4 protein-coding genes are annotated in these 3,458 nt (G+C 46.4%); all 4 read right to left on the bottom strand.

Going from position 1 to position 3,458, the window contains the following annotated elements:
• Positions 1–54: 54 nt before the first annotated feature.
• From RWM02_RS10515 to RWM02_RS10500, 4 genes are read right to left on the bottom strand one after another with little or no spacing between them, the layout of a single operon-like run.
• The gene (locus RWM02_RS10515) at positions 55–1,392 is read right to left on the bottom strand and encodes a HAMP domain-containing sensor histidine kinase (RefSeq protein ID WP_314072069.1); all 1,338 of its coding nucleotides are present in this window, start codon (positions 1,390–1,392) and stop codon (positions 55–57) included.
• A complete protein-coding gene (locus RWM02_RS10510) occupies positions 1,376–2,035 on the bottom strand; it encodes a response regulator transcription factor (protein ID WP_314072067.1) in 660 nt (219 codons plus the stop codon). Before RWM02_RS10510 ends, RWM02_RS10515 begins: the two co-directional genes overlap by 17 nt.
• 39 nt (positions 2,036–2,074) lie before the next feature.
• Positions 2,075–2,746, bottom strand: coding sequence for a hypothetical protein (locus tag RWM02_RS10505; protein ID WP_314072065.1), 672 nt, complete (start codon positions 2,744–2,746; stop codon positions 2,075–2,077).
• A 54-nt stretch (positions 2,747–2,800) separates the two neighbouring features.
• Entirely contained in the window at positions 2,801–3,286 is a 486-nt protein-coding gene (locus RWM02_RS10500; protein WP_314072061.1) for a PepSY domain-containing protein, read from the bottom strand.
• Between the last annotated feature and the right edge of the window lie 172 nt (positions 3,287–3,458).

Here is a 3,458-nt window from a genome sequence, read left to right as displayed (position 1 = left end):
GGTTTAACGATGATCATTTTTAAGCTCCTATTTTTCGTGATTGTAGCGAAAATTTTATTTCAAAAGCTCAAATTCCGCCCAAAATTCGCTGCCCGCACCCGCTTCGCTCTTTACGCCGAGCTTCGCGCCGTGAATCTTGGCGATATTTGCGGCGATAGCTAGTCCAAGGCCGCTGCCCGCGTTTAAGCTTTTATTTCTTGAGCCCTCGGCTTGGTAAAATTTATTCCAGATTAGCTCGCCGTCTTTTTGCGAAATGCCCGCGCCGTCGTCCTTTACGAGTACCAAGGCCTGCGTTTTAGACGCGGTCAAGCTCAGCTCGATTTTGGTTTCGGTAAATTTTAGCGCGTTGCTCAAAAAATTGTCGATTAACCGCGAAATCATCAGCTCATCGCCCCGAATTTCAATGTCCGGCGCTATATCATAGCTAAATTTTATCTCTTTGGACTCGGCCAGTTTTTCGTAATCCTTTACGAGATTTTGCAAAATAGCGCTTAAACTCACGCGTTTTAGCGCCAAATTTCTGCTCGATTCCAACCTCGAAAGCTCTAAAATTTGATCTATCAGCGAGGCGATCTTTTTAGACTGCCTGGCGATGACGTCCAGCGATTCCTTGGCCTCGTCCAAATTTTGCGCGTAGCTTGCGGCGTAGTCGCTCTCGGCCATGATGACGGATACCGGCGTGCGCAGCTCGTGGGAGACGTCGGAGGTGAGCTGTTTTTCGTTTTGATAGACCTTTTCGAGCGAATCTAGCATCGAGTTAAACACGCCTGCAAGCGCGTGTAGCTCGTCTTTGCCCACAGGCAGCTCGATTCGCTTTGAAAAGTCTCGGCTTTTGCCTATCTCAAGGGCGGTTTTAGACATCGCGGCGACTGGTTTCATCGCGTTTTTTATCGTTTTGTAGCCGCCATATAGCACGAAAGCGAACAAAATCGGCACGAGCACGGCTAGAGCAAGCAAAAACAGCCCCTCTTTTTTAAAAAATCCGTCCGCGCTTATCACGCCCCTGATCCAAACCCCTCTATCCTCAGTCGCGGCGTCGTAGTAGTAAAAGCGGTTTTTGTCGTTTTCATAAAGCCGCACCTCGCCTCCGTCCATTTTAAGCGAGGTTTCAAAATTTTTAGGCGCCAGGCCGCCCGTTAGCTCGCCGTTTGCGTCGTATTTTATAAAAAAAATCCCGTCGTCATAGGGTTCAAACTCTTTTATGTTGTCCGCGATTTTGGCGACCGATTTGGCGAGCTTTTTTTGGCTCGCGTCCTCGAAAATTTCATCCGCCGCGACCGCCGAAATAGCGATGAGGGCGGCTACGATAGCGATGATAAAAAACGAGTACCAAAGCGTTACGCGCGCCGTTATTGGGATGTTTGCGAGAGCTTGCTTAATCCTTAATAACATAGCCGAGCCCTCTTTTGGTTTGGATTATTTCGCACTCGCCGAGCTTTTTTCTGATATTTTTTATGAGCACGTCAATTACATTTGAGCCGCCCGTGTAGTCAAAATCCCAAACATGCTCCTTGATCTGATCGCGGGTTAAAATTCTGCCCTTATTTAGCATCAAAAATTCTAAAATTTCATATTCTTTGCCCGTTAGCTCGATGCTTTGCCTGCCCAGTTCGACGGATTTTTTAGAAAGATCGATCTTTAGCTCGCCCGCGTAAATTTCATTAGCGGCGTTGCCGCTGTTTCGGCGAATGAGCGTGCGCGCCCTAGCCAGCAGCTCCTTAAAATCAAAGGGCTTAACCAAATAATCGTCCGCGCCCGCATCAAGCCCCTTTACGACGTCAACCACTTCGTCCTTGGCCGTCAGTATCAGCACGGGCGTCGCGAGCTTTGCGGCGCGCGATTTTTGCAAAAACGCAAGTCCATCCATCACGGGCATCATGATATCAAGCACGATGAGATCGTAACGCGCCACGGCGGTAAAATCCATCGCTTCCTCGCCGTTAAACGCGCTATCGACGCTATATCCGTTTTTCTTAAGGTGCTTTACGATCACGCTGTTTAGGTCTATTTCATCCTCGACGACTAAAATTTTCATCTCCGCCCTTTTTAAAATTTGCCCGCTATTTTATCAAATTTAACTTCTTATTTTTAGATTTAAAATTTCGCCATTTGCTGCGCCTATCTTAAAATCATACGAAAAGCCGTTAAATTTAGCCTTCGTTTCGTAAAAATACTCGCCGCCCAGCGAGCCCAAAGCGCATCTTTTAGCTAGATAAATTCGGCCGAATTCTATCCCGTCCGCGTCCGTTTTTAGGCGGTTTGCGACGATCTCTTTGACTTTGTCTTGCAAAATGATACTTGCGCCGTCAAATTTCGCCCGCTCCTCATTTATTTTCGAAAGCTGCGCTTTTTGCGTTTCATCTTTTAGCCCGCTTGCGGTATCAGAGAGCCACAGACCCGCCCTACCTGTATAAACTAGCGCGTTTGCAGCGCCTTGCAGAGAAATTTCAAGCGCCCTTTTAAATAAATTTTGCGTCCTGCATTTCGGGGCGACTCGGCTTATATTTTCCGCGTCGCCGTTTGCTTCGCCAGGGTTTGGGTTTAAATTTTCGCGCCCACTTATCTTGCCATTTTCATCTAAATTTAGAGTTTCGTTTTCGCTTGCAGGGCTTGCGCCGCTCAAATTTACGCCGACTCTTGCGTCTAAATTTGCCTCGGCGTTTTCGTTCAAATTTACGTCTAAATTTTTGTCCGGATTTCGCTCGCTAGCGCTCTCGTCTAAATTTTGATCCGTATTTTTACTCATATTTTCTCCTTTGCCTAAAATTTGGCGCCCGAAACTCGCTCGGGCGCGTAAAAATCACTTCGTATAGTTGCCGATTATTTCGCCGGTTTGTGCGTTTATGATCACCTTTTTCTCGCTTATGCCGCGCTCAAGCTCGACCTCGTAGATCCAAACGCCGTTTTTATTATCAAGCTCGGCTCCGTCCAGATTCCAGCCCGTCTCTAGCGCCAGCGCCTTAGCTACCGCATCGTCGATGCTAAGGGCGAGCTTTGAGAAATCCACCGCCTCGCCGGGCAGCGTATATTTTTTATTTTTGCTCTCTTGTTTTACGATTTGGCCGCTTGCGGCATCGATTTTGACCTCTTTTTTGACGCCGTCTTTAAACGACTCTATCTTGTAAAACGTAGCACCCTTTTTGACGTCTATTTCAATATCTTTGACGCTTGAGCCGGGGAAATTCTTCTCTGCTATATCCAAAGCCTCATTGGACATTACATCCGCCTGTAAGCCTGCTGCGCTCAAAATCGCCGCTAAAACCGCCGTACCTAATAACTTCGTCATTTTTTATCCTTTGTTTTGATTTTCCAACTTTCGTTTGGATGAGCGCATTATAAAATCCCTAGATGAAGCTGCGATGAATAAAATCGAAAATTTAGCTTAAAAAATGTATAATCAAGGCTAAATTTAAATCTTTTAAAAGGCTAAAAATGGAAACAAAATCTAAACTAATGGT

It is taken from the genome of Campylobacter showae (assembly GCF_963515975.1).
GTDB classification, from domain to species: Bacteria; Campylobacterota; Campylobacteria; order Campylobacterales; family Campylobacteraceae; genus Campylobacter_A; species Campylobacter_A showae_F.
The sequence above is the reverse complement of the archived record's forward strand: the minus strand, read 5'-3'. Positions and strand labels throughout refer to the sequence as shown.